The sequence below is a fragment of the Planococcus plakortidis genome (assembly GCF_001687605.2).
Classification (GTDB): domain Bacteria; phylum Bacillota; class Bacilli; order Bacillales_A; family Planococcaceae; genus Planococcus; species Planococcus plakortidis.
In genome coordinates this window covers 829,049-845,497 of the sequence record NZ_CP016539.2, presented here as the reverse complement: position 1 = coordinate 845,497, position 16,449 = coordinate 829,049, and the positions used below count along the sequence as shown (strand labels likewise).

Below are 16,449 nucleotides of genomic sequence, written 5' to 3'. Positions count from 1 at the left end.
AACAGAACTTTGTCAATTGTTTTCAAACAATTCAGTCGCATTTGGATGCACGCATACAATCTGACTTAGAGAAAGGTGGCCATTATGATGAGCCGACATGAAAAAGCGCTCGAAACGAGAAAACGCATCCTGCGCACGGCGCTGGACTTGTTCAGCGACAAGGGATTTGACCGGGTGTCGGTCGATGAGATCGTCCGGAAAAGTGAAACATCTAAAGGGGCGTTCTATGGGCATTTTACATCCAAATACGATATCTTCCTTGAAAAATTCAAGGAAATCGACCAATTCTATCGCGACTTCCAGGACAGCCTGCCCGACAGTTTGCCGGCCGAACAAAAGATCCGCAAGCTCGCGATCGCTCAGATGGGATATTTGCGGGATGAGCTTGGGCGGGATGGCATCCGATCGCTTTACGCCTATGCACTCACCCCTTCTGTCGATAATTACTTGTCCGATACGGAACGGCCGCTCTATGCGATTCTCGAACAACTCGTTTCCGAAGGGCAGGAAAAAGGGGAATTGACCAGCTGCGCATCATCCGGCCGGCTCGCGCTACTGGTATCCCGCAGCATGCGCGGAACACTCTATGACTGGGCGATTTTCGATGGCGACTTCGATCTGGTAGGGGAAATCGACGGCTGGCTCGCGCTGTTGTTCAACGGAATCCGCAATTAGCCCATAAAAAAACAGGAAGGGAGCGACCTGCTCTCTTCCTGTTTTTTCGTTCTATTTCACCAACTTCTGCCCGCAATTTGGGCAGAACTTGGCGCCGCTCACTTTCTCGCCGCAATTCGGGCAGAAGTTCGGGCCTTGCTGTTCTTCTCCGCCCGCTGATGGCTGGCCGCTCGTTTGGCCGCTCGCATTCGATGATTCTTTTTGATCGCCCATCATTTCCTTAGCGATATTCATGCCCATCATCATGCCCGCCATGTCAGACGCGGTATTCGATCCGGAAGACTTGCCCATCGCATCTGCAACAGATATTTGTTGGTACCTCGAAACATCGCCGACCATGCCGTGCGAGGCGTTCTTGTTGATCATGTCCTGGATTTCTTTCGGGTAGTTGAAGCTCATCACTTGGAAGCCGGTCACTTTCATGCCATCGTCCATGATTTCCATGTTCAGGTCATCCTGGATACCCTGGCCGATCTCATGGGCATTCGACTGCAGATTGAACATGTCCTTGCCTTCGCGCGTGATCCATTTCATCAATAATTGGTCGAGCCGTGCCGTGATACGGATCTGCACGTCTTCAACCAAATAGCTTTGTTTCACGCCCGCGACTTTATCGATCAAATTGACATAATCGTTCACTTTGAAATGGAAAGTCCCGTTCGCACGGATCGGCATGCCGCCCGGAAGCTGCGGTGCGGGTATATTGATCGGGCTTTTCGTGCCCCATTTGACAGTGAATTCCTTCGTATTGACGAACAGCACTTCGACCCGCATACCACTGTTGAAGCCGAAGCGGAAACCTTTCAAGGTCGACAGAAACGGCACGATGTCGGAAACGATGTCGTATTCGCCTTCTTGTTCGAAGATCCCTTCTATCTTGCCGTTATTGAGGAATATCGCGTCCTGGCCTGGCCGGATGATCAAGCGGCTGCCTTTCTTGATTTCCTTATTCGTCCATTTCCAAAAAATCATATCGTCACGAAATTCTTCCCATTCCACCACATCTGAAAATTGATTGCCGAAAAATGCCATGTTCTTCAGTCCTTCCTTTGTTCGATTGCCTAGAAGCTGCGGCCGCCGCCGCTGAATGAACGCCCGCCCCCGGTCATGCCGCCTCCGCCGCCGAAGCCGCCGCCATCTTTATTCTTTGGAATCTTGCGCCGTGTCACGGTTTTATTGCGGAAACGGTCGCTATGGCTACGCACGCGCGTATGGTCGCGGTCGACGTATGTGCCTGGGGTCGTCGTCACCCTGCCACCTGCATTATAGAGCATCGTTCCGACAATGATGCCTGCGAGGAGCAAAGCCACAACTAAATGAAACCAGGTCTTCAAAAAAATGCTTTCCGGGTTGACGCCCGGCCGGTATTCCATGTATTCGCTAGAAGTAATCACGGTTTCTTCGAATGCACCGGCGTAATCGCCCGAGCGCATCTCCGGGATGATCCGGTCAAGCACGAGATCGATCCGCTCTGAATCCAATGTCCTCTCGGCCGTGCCGAATCCGGCAAGATACACTTCGCGCCCGCCGATATCGATCGTGAGGAGCACCGCATCTTCGCGGCCTGTGCTGTCGGCGCGCTCATCGAAGAAATCCCCCATATAACCTTCAATGGACTGTCCTTCCGTACTATCGGTCGAGAGAAACAGGAATTCGACGTTTTGTTCCGCACCATATTCTTTCGCCAAGGCTTCCAGTTCCTGCGCTTCTTCGCCACTGAGCAAGCCGGCTTCGTCGTAGATCAAATCACCGGTCTGTGCTGAAACGGGCAAGCCGCCAATGAACAACAGCAGCAAAGCCAACACTGGCAGCCACGCCCGTTTACATGTAAACTTTTTCACCACAACACACCCCCTACCGCAAAGGCGATGGCTTTCATGGCAACAAAGCTTGAGGCGGCGATGCCGGTGAACCAAAGCGCGACTTTGCCGTTGCTGATCGGCGGCTTGCCGACCACTTTCCCGGTCTGGCCGTTCATCGCAAAGGTATGTTCTTTATTGTCGAAATCGTAATACACCATCCACACCGGGAACAAGGTGTAATAGACTTTCTTTTTTTGTGCATTGATCTGCTTGTTCGTGTAGCTGACGGACGAATAGCCCGAAATGGTCGTGCTGATATACGCATCGATATACGGGACGATTTTCGATTCGACGCGCGAGAACAATTGCTCGTCATCGAAATCGTATTTCTCGGCTAAGTAACCCGCCAAATACGGCATGCGGAAATCTTTCAATTCGCTGTAATCGTAAGGCTCCAGCTTGTCCATCAGCAAGTCGTCCATCTTTTCGGAAGCATCCGCCGGCACTTTCAAATAGCTTAAATCAATTTCACGGAACACGTCATAAAAATTCGTTTCCGTGTAAATCGTATCGCCGCTTTGATAGGTACGGACTTGCGTGCCGATCGCCTGGATATGGGCTTCGCCTTCGATATCGTAAAGCCAGAACGGCACATACATGCCGGTCATTTTCTTGATGCGGTCGCCGCTCATGAAGCCGCGCGGCGTCAAACGCCCGCCGCGCGTCCATTTCTTGAATGCTGCGATTGCTTCGTCTTTGCTAACGGTGAACGGTATGACCTTGGCGGGTGCCAGATCCCCGGTCAACCGGTCTGCCAATACGACCGGTGCGCCGCAGAAGCTGCAATGGGTCGCGGTCGTCTCCGCTTCTGTCAGGATGACCGCCCCGCAGTTTTCGCAATGATATTCCTTCGCTTCGCCTTCATCGAATTTCCGTTCGATATTCTGTTCGGGAAAGGTCTCGATGTTTTCTTCATGGCCGCAGCTTGGGCAGCTTAAATGGCCCGAGTCGCTGTCGAACGCCATATCGGCGCCGCAATTCGGGCATTTATAATGGATGAGCAAACGCGTTTCCTCCCTTCGTGCTTCAGGATCGTGTCCAGCTCTCGGACATCACTCGCCCTTATTCACTTGGCTCTTCAGCGCTTCGAGTTCCGCGTCCACATTGATGCCATTTTTCAATGATGCCAATTCCTCGTCGACGTTCGGGCCGTCATCGTATTTTTTCGCCAAGTCCTTGATGCTCGTTTCGGAACTTTTATTGAGTTCAGCCATCGCTGCCGATTCATCCAATTGCTGGTTGATTTTTTTCTCCATCGCCTCGAATGCCGAGATGCGTTCGCCTGCCCCTCCGACACTGGACGCGAAATCGTTCATGCGCTGCTGCGTCTTCGCGACCGCCGCTTTGCCCTTCAGTTCCTGGCGGCGCGATTCGAGTTCGCCGATATCGCTCTCGAGTTTATCGTGCATTTGGCGCATCTGCTGCGTGTTCGTCGCTGCAAGTTCGACCGCTGTCTCCTTGTCCGTCACGCGTTCCGAAAGTTCCGCTTTGCGCTGGAGGAATTTCCGGGCATCGTCCTCATTGCCCGCTTCGAGCGCTTTGACTGCGTAGCGCTGCATATCGTCCATCTCTTTCTTCAACTCATCGAGTTCCCGGCGCTCGCGTTTCTCGGCAGCCATGATGGCGGCTGTCTCGGATTTCACTTTGCCGAGGTCGCTATTCAAATCGCGCAAATACTGGTCGATCATTTTCTCCGGGTCTTCCGCCTTGTCGAGCATCGCATGGATATTGCTTGTCATAATGTCTCTGAATCGTTTTAGGATTTCCATTTTCATTCTCCTCTTCCGTTAATGTCATTGGCCGTGGCACGAACTTCTTTACCTGTCAGATTCCCTTTCAGCTCGTCGGTTAATCCTTCAAAGCAAACGAATGGCTGAATAGTATGAATACGGAACTTCGGCTATATTAGTTTCAGTTAATTTCGCTGGAGTGAAAAAAACCGTCACCCGGCGCCAGTAAAACAGCATGGGAGACGGTCTTGAATTACATCGGGCCGTATTCGATAAACTGGGCAATCACAAGCGCCACAACGGCGACAGAATACCAAACGATTAACAACGGGAAAATGAACTTCAGCCATTTCTCCCAGCGGATGCCGCCGACAGTGAGCGTCGCCATGAAGTATCCGGAGGTCGGGTAGAAAATATTCGTGAAGCCATCACCTAGCAGGAATGCCAAGACCGCCGTCTGGCGGGTGACGCCGCTGATGTCTGATAAGCCGGTCATGATCGGCATCGTCACCATCGCCTGCCCGCTTCCCGATGGAATGAGGAAATTGAGTGCGGCCTGGACAATCAGCATGAATACCGCCGTCAATGAATCCGGCATGATGCTGACGAATTCGCCGAGCGCAAAGATGATCGTATCCATGATATCGCCGGCATCAAGAACGACCGCGATGCCGCGGGCGATTCCGACGACAATCGCTCCGAGCAGGATCTTTTTGAAGCCTTCATTGAACGCGTCGGCGATCTCGGAAGGTTTCAGCCCTGCCACAAGCCCGGCCGTGATGCCGATCAATGCGTACAGTCCGGTCAATTCGCGGAAATACCAACCGTAATTCAAGAGGCCGAAAAGCAAGACACCGAATGCCGCAAGCAAAGTGAAAGCGGTCCGTACTTGGCGCTTGGTCGCTTTTTGCGGCGACAGTTCTTCCACTTCCGGCGCTGCTTCGTTTTCATCAAAGACGATGCTCAATTCCGGGTTATTATGTACTTTCTTTGCATAGCGCCAGACGTACGCCATGCCTGCCAGCATGACGATGGCCAATAATACGATTCTAAACCCGATGCCCGAATACAGCGGCAGCTCCGCAATTTCCTGCGCTACCCCGAGGTTCGCTGGAATCGCTAACGCCACAGAGAAGCCGGCAATGGTCGACACGAGCACGATGGCCGCTGCCGTGATGCGGTCAAAGCCGAGCTTCAGGACGAGCGGCAAAATCGCCGGCAAATAGATGAGCGACATTTCAACTTGCCCTGTGAAAGTGGTGAACAACGCAAACGGCAGCATCAAGGTCGGGATGATCCACAAGCCTTTGTCCGCAAACTTGCTGGCGAGTTTATTGACGCCGAGCGCGATGACCCCTGTGCGTTCGATGACCGCGAACATGCCGCCGATCATGATGATCCCGAAAATGATTTCGGCTGTCTGGATAAAGCCGTCCGGTATCGCGAACATGAATTCAAAGAATGTCACTGGAGATGATTCCGCATATTCGAAAGTCCCCGGCACGATGACTTCCGCGCCGCTGTCATTCGCCTGGCGCTCGAACTGCCCAGCCGGGATGACGTAGCTCGCAAGCGAGGCCAGTGCAATCATGATGAAGAGAATGACGAAAATATGAGGCACTTTTATCTTGCTCTTTTTCTTCGGTTCTTTTGTTTCCGTGTTTTGTACCATTGAATTCCTCCTAATAATCTGAACATTGATTCTAGTTTAAACTATATTGGCGTCACTGACGTCCAAATCGCCGAGAATATGGATTTAGTCCCAGAAACGGGACCGTAGGAATGCATCGTTTGCTTCCTGAGAGAGCTATAATCATTTGCTCCGTATCATTTTCCTTCTTAATTAAAAACATAAAATGCGTTCTTACCAGCATTCCAACTCCATATTAAAAGGCCAGCTTCCCGAAATTCGGCAAGCTGGCCTTCAATTTACGCGAAAACCTGAAGCAAAGGAGCGAAAAATAGCAATTAAGGTTCCGGTTATTTCTATCGGCGATTTTTCATAACCGGTTTTAGCCCAGTCCAATAGGAGCCCTGCCGTCCCATGGGCCATATACAATTTGAAGGACGTCGAATTAATGTCGTGATCGCCGATCGCCGTAAGCCGGAACCGTTCTTCCAGCATTTCAAAAATCGCTCGCGCCAATTCCCCGTTCAGCCCCGGTATAGTATCTTCCAAAAGATATAAATTGAAAAATGCACGGTTGTCATACACAAAACTCACCAATTCGAAGGAATCCGCATCCATCGCATTTGTCAGGATATCCGCTCCGGGCTCGTAACGCTCAGTGCTGGTCCGCTTGATCTGCTCGAACATTTCTCCGCGCAGCTCTTCTGCGAGATGGGGCTTATCCGAATAGTACAAGTAGAATGTCGCGCGATTGTACTGCGCCTTTTGGACAATATCCGTCACCGAGACATGGCTGAACCCTTTTTCATTGATCAGCTCGACAAACGCTTCTTTGATATGCTGTTTGGTCCGTTCCGCCTGCGGAGACAATTTCTCTTTCTTGCTTTTCATCGCCCATCCCCCTCAAACTCGACACTTTTCAAGGATCTGTCGAATTACTCGACACATCCGGGAATTCTACTGATTGAGCCTCTTCCTATATGGGCATATAGTTGAAGAGTAGCCTATTTTCAGTTTAGCATACCCATGAAAAGGAGAGATGTTTCCATGATTAGTTACCAAGACAAAGTCGTCATCATCACCGGCGGTGGATCCGGCCTTGGCCGCGCCGCTGCCGACTCGATCGCAGCTCAAGGCGGCAAGCTCGTCCTTGTCGACATGAACAAAGAATCACTCGAAGAAAGCCGCAAAGCAATCTTGGCACATTCGAAAGACGCTTCCATTGAAATCGTCGAGGCGAACGTAACCGATGAAGAACAAGTGAAAAACTATGTGCAATTCACGCTCGATACCTTCGGCAAAATCGACGGCTTCTTCAATAACGCCGGCATCGAAGGCAAACAGAACTTGACGGAAGACTACGGTTCTGATGAATTCGAGAAAGTCGTCAGCGTCAACTTGAACGGCGTATTCTACGGCATGAAGCATGTGTTGAAAGTGATGAAAGCACAGGGCTACGGATCGATCGTCAACACCGCATCGGTCGGCGGCATCCGCGGCGTCGGCAACCAGTCCGGCTATGCGGCGAGCAAGCACGGCGTTGTCGGTTTGACGCGCAACTCCGGCATCGAATACGGCCAGTATGGCATCAGCATCAACGCCATCGCACCGGGCGCCATCATGACCCCGATGGTCGAAGGCTCCTTGAAGCAAATGGCTGGAGATGATTGGGAAGCAGCCGGCAAGGAATTTGTCAGCGTCAACCCGATGAAACGTTTCGGCAAGCCGGAAGAAGTCGGCAACCTCGTCGCTTTCCTGTTATCCGATGCAGCGAAATTCATCAACGCTTCCGTCATCCCGATCGACGGCGGCCAATCGTATAAATATTGATCACGCGAACAGCCCGGGATTTCCCGGGCTGTTTTTCATTTCCCGCCAAGACGCCTTGCATGCATTTCCGAATCAAATCGCAGATAATAAGAAAGTATTTACTAATGGAAAGGCTTTTACTTACCCGAATTTAAGGAGTGTTATGATGCAATCAATTAAAGGAAAAACAGCAATCATTACAGGTGGAGGACGCGGCATCGGCCGTGCGACAGCCATCGCCCTAGCTAATGAAGGCGTCAATGTCGGGTTGATCGGCTTGAAGCAGGAAAACCTCGACAAAGTGTCCGTTGAACTGCAAGATGCGAATGTCAAAGTGGCAACTGCCTCTGCCGACGTTACGGATCTCGCTGCGATTGAACAAGCAATCGAGAAACTCAAAAACGAACTTGGCGATATCGATATCCTCATTAACAACGCAGGTACCGGGAAATTCGGCGGCTTTTTGGAATTGTCACCGGAAGAATGGAAAAACATTGTCGACGTCAATTTGATGGGCGTTTATAACGCAACACGTGCCGTGCTTCCAGGCATGATCGAGCAAAGTGCAGGCGATATCATCAACATCTCGTCTACTGCCGGACAAAAAGGCGCACCGGTTACAAGCGCTTACAGCTCTTCCAAATTCGCTGTCATGGGCTTGACCGAATCGCTTGCACTCGAAGTACGCAAGCACAACATCCGGGTCACGGCGTTGACGCCGAGCACAGTCGTCACGGACTTGGCCCACGAGTCCAACCTGATCACCGGCGACGCAGAACGCGTCATGCATCCGGAAGATTTGGCTGATTTGATTGTCGCAAGTTTGAAACTGCACCCCCGCGTCTTCGTCAAAAGCGCCGGCCTGTGGTCGACTAATCCGTCCTAATAGAAAAACGGAGCTTGAGTGAATTCACTCAAGCTCCGTTTTTTAGTTTCGGTTATCTGGCACGTCGCGTTCATCTTCTTTGGAGACATGCTTCGAATATTCTTTTGCATCTTCTTGCTCATCTCTGCCTTTTTCTTCACTGTAATCCGTCGCTTCGTTATCTCCGTCCAAGGCTTCTTTTGTCTTGTTGATCGCTTTATCGATCGCAGATTCGCGAGCCCCGACTTGCTTTTCAGGCGTGCGTCCCGCCGTTCCTTTTCTAGCCATACAGCATTCCTCCTCATCGTGCATTTTGTATACTGTACCCGCTCATCCGGAACTTACACCTCGGCGCAAACAGAACCCGCTGCCAATCTCTTAGAACATGCCGCTTTCGTGGTTATTGCGCCCTGCTTGCCGAATCGCATCCGCGGCAGCAGAATCCTGGTTTGCAGTATTCGCATTTTTATCCATGCTGTATTTCTTCTTGGTCACTTTATCCACTATATAACTGCCGATAAACAAAGCCCCAAAGAATCCCCAGAAAATCCACATCATCCAATGCATGAAACCATCCCCTTTCATTACGCTTGTTTGTTGTTTTCGTATTTGTTTGTAATACGTTTTCAAATGCATGAAGTTTCAAAATCGGTATTTTCAGTAAATTATTCATTTATTAATTTATATATCAAGGGCTTTACGAAACCAATGATAATCTCATACAGTCTCTATTCATGTGAATCCCCTATACAATTGGAGGCGAAACGATGTGGTTCATATTCGGACTGGCCGCAATCGCTGCGACTGGTGTAAACCTTTATCTATATACAACGGGCAAGGATTATAAACTGGCGATGGCGGCGGGTCTATCGTTGACCGCCTTGACCGTTGCGGCAGACTACAGCATGGTCGCCGATTGGGTGCGGGCAGAAGATTGGTCTGCACTCTCGGACGTGGTGCCGGTCATGTCGATCGTGCTGTGGGTCTTGACGGTCATCTCGATTTTATTGAATGCCACCCCCATACTCTTGGAATTTAAAAGAAAAGAATGATGCCAGATATCAAAAATCCCCGCACTCCTTGTTCTTAGGAAGCTGCGGGGATTTTTGCGGCATGCGCTTTTGGCGACTTTTCACTGCCCAACTTTATTGCTGAATCGTTTAACGCCATCGTTACGCTTTGTTTTTCATATATACGAACAACTGCCTACCAGATCGATTCCGCCCATTCCGGATGGTCGACGAACGGGTTGCGGTTGCCTTGGATGTCTTCGATCTTTTCATTGCGTTGCTGCTCCCAAGCGCTGACAGGATCTTGCTCATGCCATTCAAGCAATACGGAGATTTTGCCGTGATAAGGCGTCGAGCCATTATTCACCAGGTCATTCAATTCCAGATCTACGCCATCACCTGATTCATAACGGACCGCCATATAGAACAGCATCCGGGCAACATCGCCTTTCACTTCATCCGGCGGCTCCCAGGAAGTCGCTGTTCGCAGACAGCCATCGCAGCCACTGACGGCACTGCCGCCGTAGTCAAAGTCCAAATTGCCGCGCAGCCCGTTCACTTGCACATCGGTCGGGCGCAAATGGTGGATATCCGTTCCCGCACCTCTTGCCGTTCCAAAATCGCCGTGAGACTTCGCCCATGTGTGCTCGCGGTTCCAATCGCCGACATTGCCGCCGTTCAAAGATTTCGAACGCGACTCGCCCGTATACAATAACAGCACGTTGTTCGGATTATTCGGGTCTTCATCTGTTATTTTCAATGCATCCCATACTTGTGAATAGCTGAGTTGCGTGTGGTCATCAATGATTTCATGAAGTTCCGCTTTCAAAGCAGATCCTTGCAAACCAGCGGCTGTTTCATAATAACCAGATGGCACAGGAGTTGGATCTGGATCTGGGATTGGCGTTTCATCCGTCTCCTCTACCGTATGGCTTCCTAAGTATGTAAATGTATCTGCAGGATAAGCTGTCCATTCAGCCGAAGGATCAAATGCATCATTCACTGCGCTGTCGCCGGACAGGATATCCGGATTGCGGACCAGTGTCACATCTTTCATGTTTTCAATGCGTGAACCTACTTGGCCGATCGAATCGATAGGAGATCCGGATTTTTCAAGTACCAATGCGTCATCGCCGTTAAAATTAACCACGCTGTTATTTTGCAAATCTCCCTTGCCTTGAATCGCTGAATCTGCACCGCTATGATAAATAACTACCGTATCACCGTTTGCGACAGTACCGGAAAGCGTCATTTCGCTCTGTGCGTACGTGCTGCCATTTGTGTACAGCGAGACTGAATAAGGGCTCAATTCAACGGAAGCACCGGTCCCGTTATAAATTTCGATCGCTTTATTGAAGCTGCTGCCTTCAATGTATTCAGAAATGAAAAGATCACTTGCCGGGGCAGCTGCCTGCACCGCCGTTTGCGAAGCCGGCACCCAAAGACTCGCGACCAACCCTACCGATAGTAAAGCCTTTGCTGATTTGTTCCATAAGCTGTTGTCCATCTTATTGTCGTCCTCCTTTTTGTAAAAGCGTTTAGCTAGGGAATGCTGATTTGCTGAGTTTTCTTCTGTAAATTACTGGTACTTAATTATTCTAATTTACAGTTTTTTCTTCTCGCATATTTAACTTTACAGAACCCCCTCTATAGCGTCAATATTATTTAGTAAAAATTACATAAAGTTAATAAAATTAGAAACCTTTGCAAAAGCCATTTGATCGGTTTGCCCAAATATATATAAATAAAAAAGGGGAAAAGTTAGCTATAACCAGACTTCTCTTCCCCCCCCTTTACTTATGTCGCTGCAGATAATTCCTGACACATAAACCTGTTTTTCAATAAAAGTATGCTGCATATATACTCACTGAATCGATTTATCCGGAACAAAAAAGATCATCCAGGAACAGGATGACCTTTCCAAAATACACGAGCGGATATTGTCTTGCTGGCTATGCCATTGCTGCATCGGAAAACTTGTTGCGAATATAGGTCGGTTAAGTTTTGATTTGGTTTAGCAGGCCTTCTGTTGAGCCCAGTCATGACAGAAGACGCTTTCTAGAAACCATGGAAAGTTGAGTTTCGCTGGTTGGAGTTTCTCTTCATCCAGTTGGCGGATAAGTTACTACGCCCTTGTCGTTTACAACGGCTTCGGCTCCCCACATCCCCACTTCGTGCTCGACGATGTCCACCGCCCCTTTTTTACCATCGATAATGTGAAAAACCCGGTGGCCATTCGCTGCTAAGTAATTGCTGATGAGCAGCCTGTGGCAACGCGATGGATGGCGCTCTGAACAGCAATAGGCAACCCGTTTGACTGAAGCTTTTTCGAGTAATTCTGTGATGCCCTGCTGAAATTCTTCCGTCAATGTATAATCCGCATAATTATGAAAAGACTGGTTGCGCCAGCCGGCATTCCTGTCTTCTTCAACCTCCTTCGACTTCCGGCGCCTGCCGCCGAGTTTCGAAAAATGTTCATAACCAATTCCTTCTGCTTCAAGCCATACCGGAAACTCATCCTTTGAAAACTGAGGCCATTTCCGGCTGCCCGGAAACGCCCGCACATCTGCCAAAAGCTCGATTCCGGCTTTCTTCAGCATCTTATCAAAAAAATCCTGCGAATGGCTGGAATGGCCAATTGTGTAAATGTCCATTAGTAATATACCTGCCTTTCCATTAAGCTTTTGCTTGCCTATACCTTGGGGATAGAGACCATTAAACGTGAGTAGGAGGGAGATCCATCAGATTTCGATGATTTTCAATGCCGAATTGATTTCTTCCCGTGCCGAATTGCCGCTCCATTCATGAGGATAATAACCAAGCGGGTTGCAGATGCAGTCGATGCCCCTGTATTCTTCATGATAGCGGGTATGGATGTGGCCAAAAATCATTTTTTTGACCGCATACTTTTCAGCCAATCCCCCGATTTCCTTGCTCCCCATCATCGCGTTAAAAAAATCCCAGGAAAGGTCGTTTTTCACTTGGACAAAGTGGGCAAACGGCACAAAATGGCTGACCAAAATGATATTCTTTTCTTGATGCCATGACAGCCAGTTCTCCAGTTTCGTCAAATACTTATCGGTTATAGCTACATCATTCTCTGGCCAATGTGCATAGACTTTGTCTGGCCAGGTAAAATCATTGAAACGGCCTGTTGAAAACTCCTGTTCCGTAAACCCTTCTATGCCGAATGTATAATCGTACCAGCCGCCATCACCGATCACGATCCATTCCTCATTCAAATGAACCGGGCCATTTCCCAGATTGCCATCGAATTCCAGCAGTTTTTCATACGCATTAGTAGAATCCTCGTAGTATAGATCGTGGTTGCCATGGACAAATAAAATTTGAAGATCCGGCAATTCAGTTTGCAGCCGCTTCAGCAGTGCCAAACTTTTTTCCGATCCCGCTGTCACATCACCGCTGATGATAAAGACATCCGGCGCATGCTGGGCCAGCGACTCTTTCAGCAACCCGACAATATCAGCTCCAGTCTTTTTGCGATTGAGCCCTTCGTGAATATCAGATAAGATGGCGATTTTCAATTCCCTTCCCCCTTCAACCGATTGATTAAACGCACTATTGATTGATGACTCATTTCATGGATTCAATAGTAGTTTTCCTGTCTTGCACTTTAACTAAACTCGTTTGTCTTGAAGCGACTAGTCCTGGCGGATGAAAAGCGGAAAAAACTTGTACGTAAAGGGAATCTGAATTTATACTCCGCAGCAAAATGAACTACCCCCAGCTGCCGTCAGGGACATTCGAGCCCGCAATAGCTGCTTTGAATTCGAAGTTATCCAAGACAGCGAAGTTCATCTTATCGACCCTGTTATCACTTCCCGCCCTATGCTGCGCATCGGTGCAGCCATGCAACAATCTTTGGCACTGCATCACCATAGAATCTTCTAGCTTCCTGACTGAATTAAATTCAAAAATAAAAAACCAACTTATAATAAGCTGGCTCAATGATTGTTAGCTAATCGACTTGGATGGTGCTGGGTACGTTTTTTGCTAAGGACGTACGTGTAAAGCAACGCGCCTAGAACAAATGGGATTATGGCAACTAGTACGCTCGTCGTTTCTGTATAGATCAGTACGGCAGGTGAAAACAATAGAATGATACTTATTATTTTCAACATAGAAATCATCAACCTCCTGTTAAAAGGGAAAAGCGCGATTTTAATTGCTTTCTTTCTTTAGCCCCTTTTTCAATTTGGATGCAGTTTCTTTTTTCTTTTGCGGGCTGAACATGGAAAGAGTAATGCCACTTTTTTTATGGGTTTTGCTAATGATTTGAAACAAGTTTTTCTCAATATAACGCAGCTGTTGATGATTTATCTTTTTTGTAGCAACGATATCGTATCCCCATTTAGGTGGCTTTAAAATATTTACATATTGATTACTTTCTCTAACACGCTTGAAGTGATGGTGCCTACTATCCCACGTGATATAGTGCTTATCATACATGTTCTCATGTTCGTTCTTTAAACTGGGCAACACAATATATATATCACCCTTTATCCCTTGAGTTCGCTGATTGTGTATATCAGCCGTTGCGGTTTGCCACGTGATGTACGCTATCCGATTTTTATACTCCGAATCAGTCTCTACTGCCATTTTCTTCGGATAAGTTGGTTTTTGTTTTCTAGAAAATAATTCTACAATGATAAAAGAAAAATCCCCCTCATGATGAGACAAAAATCGTTTCTCCAAATGCCTTACGTCAATCCATTTTCCTTTTGTGTCTATATCCTCTGCCATATCTCGCACAATCAACACAGCGGTAGATGCGCTGCTTTTCACATAGGTAATATACGCCTCATCGTATTGTTGACTATTTATTAAGCGAGCTGGTTTAGCTATATAACGACCATTTTCTTCCGCCTTACACGTAGCATAATCAATATATCTCTCAATGTAATAAGCACGCGCTTCTCCCACAGGCCCTTGTTTTCTTTTAGCTTTTCCTAGTTGTTTCTTGCGCTGTTTTTGCTCCTCTATTTTTTGTAGAACTTCAGAATTATCTACAAGATTATCATTCGTATACAATTCACTACAGTCATAACAGATTTTCCATTGCTTAATCCATAGATGCTTTACATCTAGTTCGCTGGTTGTTCTCAAATAATCTTTCACTTTCTTTTGCAACCGATTGTTTTCATTTACTACTTGTTTTCCACAAATGACACAGTCCATCGTACATCTCCAATCATCGCGTTAGTTGAAGAAGGGAAAAGCTTTATCCTTAGTTCAAATAAAGCATCAATTTAAAAATTATATTATAAATCATAATTCATCTATCATTAGAAAAGTTAAGAACACTACCCATTTTCATGAGGCTGCTTTTTCATATTACCTTTTGTTAGTAAATTGTTGTATATTCACCAAGGATTCATCATTACTTACCTGTTTTTTTATCAATAGACGTTTTAGTATGCAAACATCACGTTTGATCAGTTAAATGTCATAATTCACATTAAGATCGATACTTTTGATGATTCATTTTAATTTTTCTATGGAGAACCCTCTAATGGTTACACTTAAGCTGTATGAAGTGTTAATTTAACAAAACTTAAAGTAACACTTCCCAAAAACCCAGAAAGGAAAATTATTTAAAATGTTAATCAGTGGATTGTCTCTATCTTTCTACTCGATTAGATTAGGAATAATTCGGTAACGGTGATGAAAAAATTCTAAACAAAAAAACCTTGTTCATCTCGCTTTTCACACTAGCTTTAGTCGTAATTCTGAGCTTCACTATCTTTTTTATTTGGTCTCAAAATACGTTTGAAGTGATAGATGCGGATCAAATCGAAATGGAGGAAGTTATAGAACCCGAGGACGGGTGGTGTATCTATCGAGCAGAAAATGCAGAAAAAGGGCTGATCCTCTATCCCGGTGCAAAAGTCGAACCTGAAGCGTATGGCTATTTAGCACAAGAATTATCGAACCAAAACATCACAGTCGCCATACCTTCCGTCAGATTGAATTTATCAATTTTAGCCGTATCAAAAGCTGATGAAATGATAGGAAGTAACCACAGCATCGAGTGGTATATGTCGGGACATTCCATGGGAGGCGCAGCAGCCGCTATGTATTTCGATCAACATTTAGCTCGCGTAAACGGGCTCATCTTGCTTGGGGCATACGCAGCAAGCAATGACTATTTAAGCGAATCCAACTTACCCGCTTTATCCATAAGCGGTTCAGAAGATGGCTTAAGTACGCCTGAAAAAATTAAGAAAAACAGCCCAAACTTGCCAGAAACAACGGATTTCATTGAAATTCCAGGCGGAAACCACGCGTATTTTGGCGTATATGGTAGTCAGTCCGGCGACATTGAAGCTCAGATCACTGTCAGTGAACCACAAGAAATCATCCTAGAGTTAATTGTGGATTGGTTAGAAAATGATCATTCCTTAAGTGAAGAGGAATAATGAAAAATTTATAATTCACACAAAAAAGCACACAATCAGCCTTGTGCTTTTTTCTTTCGTATTATTCTTCCGGTTTTCTTGCAGCAAACTCGTCGTCCATTTTCAGGAAATACTCGCCACCTTCTTCGATGCCTTTTATGCGAATGATCATATCACGGAACATCTTTTTTTCTTCCATTTGTTCTTCAATGAACCAATCCAAAAATGATAAGGTGGCATGTTCTTGCAGTCCATCCATCAAGCTTACTGTCGGCATTTCTTTTCTAAAAAGCTATGCCGTTTGTTCCATTCATTTCGCTAGTTTTCTTCCTGTAAATTACTGAAACTTAAATGTGCTAATTTACATTTCTACTTCTTTACTAACACTCCCCTAATACATCCTGCAACGTCAATCTAAAATGGCAAAAATAACGTAAGCTTATGCAACA

The 16,449-nt window shown here is 47.1% G+C and carries 18 protein-coding genes; 5 read left to right on the top strand and 13 right to left on the bottom strand.

Annotated features, from left to right (window positions below; translation table 11 throughout):
* Window positions 1–84 precede the first annotated feature (84 nt).
* Window positions 85–675, top strand: a complete 591-nt coding sequence (locus BBI15_RS04335) for a TetR/AcrR family transcriptional regulator (RefSeq protein ID WP_068872469.1) — start codon at window positions 85–87, stop codon at window positions 673–675.
* Between the two features lie 51 nt (window positions 676–726).
* Here BBI15_RS04335 and BBI15_RS04330 read toward each other — a convergent pair whose 3' ends face one another.
* From BBI15_RS04330 to BBI15_RS04305, 6 genes are all read right to left on the bottom strand, one after another.
* The gene (locus tag BBI15_RS04330; RefSeq protein ID WP_068872468.1) at window positions 727–1,707 is read right to left on the bottom strand and encodes an SPFH domain-containing protein; all 981 of its coding nucleotides are present in this window, start codon (window positions 1,705–1,707) and stop codon (window positions 727–729) included.
* Window positions 1,708–1,736: 29 nt separating this feature from the next.
* Entirely contained in the window at window positions 1,737–2,516 is a 780-nt protein-coding gene (locus BBI15_RS04325; RefSeq protein ID WP_068872695.1) for a TPM domain-containing protein, read from the bottom strand.
* The gene (locus BBI15_RS04320; protein WP_068872467.1) at window positions 2,513–3,541 is read right to left on the bottom strand and encodes a TFIIB-type zinc ribbon-containing protein; all 1,029 of its coding nucleotides are present in this window, start codon (window positions 3,539–3,541) and stop codon (window positions 2,513–2,515) included. The genes BBI15_RS04325 and BBI15_RS04320 overlap by 4 nt, the downstream gene beginning before the upstream one ends.
* A 48-nt stretch (window positions 3,542–3,589) precedes the next feature.
* On the bottom strand, window positions 3,590–4,306 hold the full coding sequence (locus tag BBI15_RS04315) for a PspA/IM30 family protein (protein ID WP_068872466.1): 717 nt from the start codon (window positions 4,304–4,306) through the stop codon (window positions 3,590–3,592).
* Window positions 4,307–4,520: 214 nt separating this feature from the next.
* Complete coding sequence (locus BBI15_RS04310) at window positions 4,521–5,939, bottom strand: YfcC family protein (RefSeq protein ID WP_068872465.1); 1,419 nt, start codon at window positions 5,937–5,939, stop codon at window positions 4,521–4,523.
* Window positions 5,940–6,191: 252 nt separating this feature from the next.
* Window positions 6,192–6,788, bottom strand: a complete 597-nt coding sequence (locus BBI15_RS04305) for a TetR/AcrR family transcriptional regulator (RefSeq protein ID WP_068872464.1) — start codon at window positions 6,786–6,788, stop codon at window positions 6,192–6,194.
* A 156-nt stretch (window positions 6,789–6,944) separates the two neighbouring features.
* On the opposite strand from BBI15_RS04305, the gene BBI15_RS04300 reads away from it, so the two are divergent.
* Both BBI15_RS04300 and BBI15_RS04295 read left to right on the top strand, forming a co-directional pair.
* Window positions 6,945–7,727, top strand: coding sequence for a glucose 1-dehydrogenase (locus BBI15_RS04300; protein WP_068872463.1), 783 nt, complete (start codon window positions 6,945–6,947; stop codon window positions 7,725–7,727).
* Window positions 7,728–7,872: 145 nt separating this feature from the next.
* Window positions 7,873–8,592 carry a 3-ketoacyl-ACP reductase gene (locus BBI15_RS04295; protein ID WP_068872462.1) on the top strand — a complete coding sequence of 240 codons (720 nt, stop codon included), beginning with the start codon at window positions 7,873–7,875 and terminating at the stop codon, window positions 8,590–8,592.
* A gap of 42 nt (window positions 8,593–8,634) precedes the next feature.
* Here the strand turns inward: BBI15_RS04295 and BBI15_RS04290 are convergent, their stop codons facing one another.
* Window positions 8,635–8,859: a hypothetical protein gene (locus tag BBI15_RS04290; protein ID WP_068872461.1), complete on the bottom strand. Its 225-nt coding sequence runs from the start codon at window positions 8,857–8,859 to the stop codon at window positions 8,635–8,637.
* A gap of 90 nt (window positions 8,860–8,949) precedes the next feature.
* Complete coding sequence (locus BBI15_RS04285; RefSeq protein WP_068872460.1) at window positions 8,950–9,138, bottom strand: hypothetical protein; 189 nt, start codon at window positions 9,136–9,138, stop codon at window positions 8,950–8,952.
* A gap of 200 nt (window positions 9,139–9,338) precedes the next feature.
* Here BBI15_RS04285 and BBI15_RS04280 point away from each other — a divergent pair, with 200 nt between their 5' ends.
* Window positions 9,339–9,623, top strand: coding sequence for a hypothetical protein (locus BBI15_RS04280; RefSeq protein ID WP_068872459.1), 285 nt, complete (start codon window positions 9,339–9,341; stop codon window positions 9,621–9,623).
* Between the two features lie 154 nt (window positions 9,624–9,777).
* Here the strand turns inward: BBI15_RS04280 and BBI15_RS04275 are convergent, their stop codons facing one another.
* The 4 genes from BBI15_RS04275 to BBI15_RS04260 form a co-directional block, all read right to left on the bottom strand.
* Complete coding sequence (locus BBI15_RS04275) at window positions 9,778–11,088, bottom strand: endonuclease (protein WP_068872458.1); 1,311 nt, start codon at window positions 11,086–11,088, stop codon at window positions 9,778–9,780.
* A 595-nt stretch (window positions 11,089–11,683) separates the two neighbouring features.
* Window positions 11,684–12,235 carry a DUF488 domain-containing protein gene (locus BBI15_RS04270; protein WP_068872457.1) on the bottom strand — a complete coding sequence of 184 codons (552 nt, stop codon included), beginning with the start codon at window positions 12,233–12,235 and terminating at the stop codon, window positions 11,684–11,686.
* A gap of 87 nt (window positions 12,236–12,322) precedes the next feature.
* Window positions 12,323–13,126, bottom strand: a complete 804-nt coding sequence (locus BBI15_RS04265) for a metallophosphoesterase (protein WP_068872456.1) — start codon at window positions 13,124–13,126, stop codon at window positions 12,323–12,325.
* Between the two features lie 637 nt (window positions 13,127–13,763).
* Window positions 13,764–14,780 (bottom strand): hypothetical protein, encoded by a 1,017-nt coding sequence (locus BBI15_RS04260; RefSeq protein ID WP_068872455.1) that lies wholly within the window; start codon window positions 14,778–14,780, stop codon window positions 13,764–13,766.
* Between the two features lie 620 nt (window positions 14,781–15,400).
* On the opposite strand from BBI15_RS04260, the gene BBI15_RS04255 reads away from it, so the two are divergent.
* On the top strand, window positions 15,401–16,021 hold the full coding sequence (locus tag BBI15_RS04255) for an alpha/beta family hydrolase (protein WP_157101623.1): 621 nt from the start codon (window positions 15,401–15,403) through the stop codon (window positions 16,019–16,021).
* A gap of 61 nt (window positions 16,022–16,082) precedes the next feature.
* Here BBI15_RS04255 and BBI15_RS04250 read toward each other — a convergent pair whose 3' ends face one another.
* Window positions 16,083–16,259, bottom strand: coding sequence for a hypothetical protein (locus tag BBI15_RS04250; protein ID WP_232787169.1), 177 nt, complete (start codon window positions 16,257–16,259; stop codon window positions 16,083–16,085).
* Between the last annotated feature and the right edge of the window lie 190 nt (window positions 16,260–16,449).

Bases quoted from the DNA above. Each gene is read 5' to 3' on its own strand.
- BBI15_RS04335 (WP_068872469.1), top strand. From the start codon at position 85: ATGATGAGCCGACATGAAAAAGCGCTCGAAACGAGAAAACGCATCCTG.
- BBI15_RS04310 (WP_068872465.1), bottom strand. From the start codon at position 5,939: ATGGTACAAAACACGGAAACAAAAGAACCGAAGAAAAAGAGCAAGATA.
- BBI15_RS04295 (WP_068872462.1), top strand. From the start codon at position 7,873: ATGCAATCAATTAAAGGAAAAACAGCAATCATTACAGGTGGAGGACGC.
- BBI15_RS04300 (WP_068872463.1), top strand. From the start codon at position 6,945: ATGATTAGTTACCAAGACAAAGTCGTCATCATCACCGGCGGTGGATCC.
- BBI15_RS04270 (WP_068872457.1), bottom strand. From the start codon at position 12,235: ATGGACATTTACACAATTGGCCATTCCAGCCATTCGCAGGATTTTTTT.
- BBI15_RS04275 (WP_068872458.1), bottom strand. From the start codon at position 11,088: ATGGACAACAGCTTATGGAACAAATCAGCAAAGGCTTTACTATCGGTA.
- BBI15_RS04285 (WP_068872460.1), bottom strand. From the start codon at position 9,138: ATGCATTGGATGATGTGGATTTTCTGGGGATTCTTTGGGGCTTTGTTT.
- BBI15_RS04280 (WP_068872459.1), top strand. From the start codon at position 9,339: ATGTGGTTCATATTCGGACTGGCCGCAATCGCTGCGACTGGTGTAAAC.
- BBI15_RS04330 (WP_068872468.1), bottom strand. From the start codon at position 1,707: ATGGCATTTTTCGGCAATCAATTTTCAGATGTGGTGGAATGGGAAGAA.
- BBI15_RS04250 (WP_232787169.1), bottom strand. From the start codon at position 16,259: ATGGATGGACTGCAAGAACATGCCACCTTATCATTTTTGGATTGGTTC.
- BBI15_RS04315 (WP_068872466.1), bottom strand. From the start codon at position 4,306: ATGGAAATCCTAAAACGATTCAGAGACATTATGACAAGCAATATCCAT.
- BBI15_RS04260 (WP_068872455.1), bottom strand. From the start codon at position 14,780: ATGGACTGTGTCATTTGTGGAAAACAAGTAGTAAATGAAAACAATCGG.
- BBI15_RS04255 (WP_157101623.1), top strand. From the start codon at position 15,401: ATGGAGGAAGTTATAGAACCCGAGGACGGGTGGTGTATCTATCGAGCA.
- BBI15_RS04305 (WP_068872464.1), bottom strand. From the start codon at position 6,788: ATGAAAAGCAAGAAAGAGAAATTGTCTCCGCAGGCGGAACGGACCAAA.
- BBI15_RS04290 (WP_068872461.1), bottom strand. From the start codon at position 8,859: ATGGCTAGAAAAGGAACGGCGGGACGCACGCCTGAAAAGCAAGTCGGG.